Origin of the sequence: Bacillus sp. JJ1503, assembly GCF_036965125.1 — a bacterium.
Classification (GTDB): Bacteria; Bacillota; Bacilli; order Bacillales; family Cytobacillaceae; genus Cytobacillus.
Window position 1 is genome coordinate 1 of sequence record NZ_JBALOZ010000404.1, and the last position, 3,336, is coordinate 3,336.

General features: G+C 36.5%; 2 protein-coding genes. Both read left to right on the forward strand.

Going from position 1 to position 3,336, the window contains the following annotated elements; all coding sequences use genetic code 11:
• The coding region (locus V7149_RS23855; protein ID WP_335348061.1) for a DUF1516 family protein at window positions 1–216 on the forward strand (216 nt) is incomplete at its 5' end.
• A gap of 140 nt (window positions 217–356) precedes the next feature.
• Window positions 357–3,275 carry an EAL domain-containing protein gene (locus tag V7149_RS23860; RefSeq protein ID WP_335348062.1) on the forward strand — a complete coding sequence of 973 codons (2,919 nt, stop codon included), beginning with the start codon at window positions 357–359 and terminating at the stop codon, window positions 3,273–3,275.
• Window positions 3,276–3,336 lie beyond the last annotated feature (61 nt).

Sequence of the window (3,336 nt, forward strand, 5' to 3'; positions counted from 1 at the left end):
ATTACAGGTGTAGTAATATTAAGTAAAATTAACATCAGTTCGCTTTATATCTTAAAGTCATTACTTGGAATTGTAGTAATCGGTATGATGGAAATGATTATTGTCCGTTCGGTTAAGGGAAAGAAAACTACAATGTTTTGGTTATTGTTCCTTGTAACTTTTATCCTCGTTCTTTACTTAGGATTTGTTAAACTTCCATTAACTTTCCTCATGTAAAACAATTTTTGATAAAAATTGTCAATTTTCTAGTAAAAAGCTGCTAAAAAGGCAGCTTTTTCTTTTTTTAGACATATCAACATTTCGGTTTTTATGGTATTTTTATCATATAAATATGTAACAGAATTAGTGGTGGAGCTATGGCGAAAACAATAACATGTATTTATGAAGATGAACATCAATTAAATAGCTTTATAGATATGCATGAACTAAAAGAATACCCTAGCCTCCTTGTTCAAGTTTTTTCAGGGATAGATGACAGGGATTCTCTATTTAACTTGCAAAGCATCATAAAAAAAATGGTGCCTCTTGCTGCAGTTATTGGGTGTTCAGCATCAGGTGAGATTTTTGAAGGAAATATCACAGAAAATAAGACGATTCTTTCTTTTACTGTATTTGATAAAACAGAAGTAAAGTCTACTTTGCTTCATCAGGAATCTTTTGAAAACAGTTATGACATGGGAAAAAGGTTAGCTGAGCAAATTATCGATTTTGATACGAAAGTACTGATTATTTTTCCTGTTGGGGATAAAATCGATTCTCAATCACTATTAGAAGGGATCCTTGATGGTAATCCGCAGCTTATCGTGTCAGGCGGTCTTGCAGGAAATACAGGCGCGAATTCAGATTCCTTTTCAATAGCGGGAGAGGATTTGACGAGCCAGGGAGTTGCAGGAGTAGCTCTTCGAAGCAAACAGCTTTTTGCACAGGTTCAAAGCCATTTTGAATGGCAGGAAGTTGGAAAGGCTTTTACCGTTACGAAGTCGAATGGTGATATTGTCTATTCATTAGATAAGAAAAAACCTTTGCAAATCTTAAAACATTATTTGGGCGAAGGCTTTATTAAAGATATTTCTAATTCAAGATTTGAATTCCCTTTCATGATTAGTCAAAAAGATGGGAAAGTCTCTTTATTTATAATGGATATTTTGAAAAATGGGGCCATTCGTGTCAGCAGGAATGTATCCGAAGGAGATAAACTTACTTTCTCCTTCCCAAATATAGAAGCAACTATTGATCAAACATTACAGGGGTTTAGGCAATTAGCAAAAAAAACGGTAGAAACTATTTTTGTCTACAATAGCTTGTCGAGAAAACGGTTTGCACGAGATTTTTCAGAAAAAGAACTAATGATGCTTCAGAGTATTGCTCCAGCTAATGGTTTCTTCTCAAATGGGGAGGTAATAGCGGGAAACGAAGGAAAGGCCCAGCTTGGAGGCCAATCTCTTACGTACTTATCCCTGTCAGAACAATCGCTTGAAAAGCGGGAGAATCGTGGTCTTTCATTTAAATATTCGATGCCTGAACAGTTGAAAACCTTAGCATCACTTACACGTTTGATGGAATCCTCACAAGAAGATTTTCAGCAATTGCATGAAAGCTTGACTATTTCTGAGCAATACCATCAATCTCTTTTTAATAATCATACAGATATTGTTTATTCAACTGATTTACAAGGACACTTTACAAATGTGAATCCTTCATTTGACGACGTGTTTGGCTATCGTCATGATGAGATAACGGGTGCATCATCTTTTAAAATTGTATTAAGCGAGGACATTCCAAAGGTAAGAATGCACTTTTTCAGGGCGATAAAGGGCAAAGAACAATACTATAATGCTACTCTCATATCCAAATCAGGGGAAATGAATTTATTTCAATTTAAAAATATTCCCATTACAGTTAATGGCGAATGTGTCGGAATATATGTTATTGGAAAAAACATGACAGAGCAAAAAAAGATCGAAGAAAAGATTACAGAACTAGCGAATTTTGACCATGATACAGGACTTCCAAATCGAATGAGATTTACTGAGCAGCTTGAACAAATGCTTCAGCGGGCAAAAAGGAAAAAGCGCATGCTTTCCGTTCTTTCTATCGACATTGATCGTTTTAAGTTAATCAATGATAGCCTTGGACATTTTGCGGGAGATATGATTTTAAAGGATATAGCTTTTCGAATCGAAAAAGTTCTCCCGAGCGGATCATACATTGGGAGATTTGGCGGAGATAAGTTTACAGTCATACTCACAAAGGAAGCGCAAGTAGAAGAGGTAATGAAAGCAGCGAAATCTATTTTATTGGAAATATCAAAACCAGTTCACCATGAAAATCAAGAATTCTTTGTTACCGCAAGTATTGGGGTCAGTTTTTATCCAGAGGATGGTACAGATGAACATGAGCTTCTGAAAAATGCCGATATTGCGACAAATCGTTCAAAAGACAAGGGTGGAAATCAAATTACTTTTTTCTCGACTGAAATGAATGAGCAGGCGCTGAGTAGACTCGAGCTCGAGAGCTACTTACGTAAAGCTTTGCAGAAAAATGAATTCTATCTAATGTTTCAGCCGTTAATCGATTTAGAATCCGGGAAAATCTTTGGCAGTGAAGCGCTTATTCGGTGGAATCATCCTAAGCTTGGTCTCGTATCTCCAGCAGATTTTATCCCTCTTGCAGAAGAGACGGGCATTATTCAAGAGATTGGAAGATGGGTGCTACGGACAGCCTGTTTGCAGAATAAAAAGTGGCAAACACTTGGAAGTAATCAGTTATCAGTTGCAGTGAATGTGTCAGCATACCAGTTTCAGCAGCCAGGCTTTATGAATGATGTAAAACAAGCTTTAAGCGAATCCAAACTAGAGCCTCAGTATTTAACACTTGAGCTGACAGAGAGTACAATGCTAACGAATATTGATTATAGTATTCCGATCATGAGGGAGCTTCAAAAACTCGGAGTTAAGGTGTCGATCGATGACTTTGGAACAGGTTATTCTTCATTAAGCTACCTAAAGGATTTGCCTATTAACACTTTAAAAATTGATCGTTCATTCATAAATAATTTGCGCGTGGATACGTATGATATTGCTATTGTGAAGGCAATTATTACAATGGGGCATGGCTTAGAAGTGAAGGTAGTGGCTGAAGGAGTCGAAACGAAGGAACAAATTGAACTTCTGAAAGAATTAAATTGCCATTATGCTCAAGGCTTCTATATTCATAAACCGCTAAACATAACTGAATTTGAAAAAGGATTAAAGGAAAAAGTAGAAATAACATAACAAAAAGGTGGCTCTTAGGAGTCACCTTTTATGTCTAGTTCCAGCGCCTACCCCCAACGTA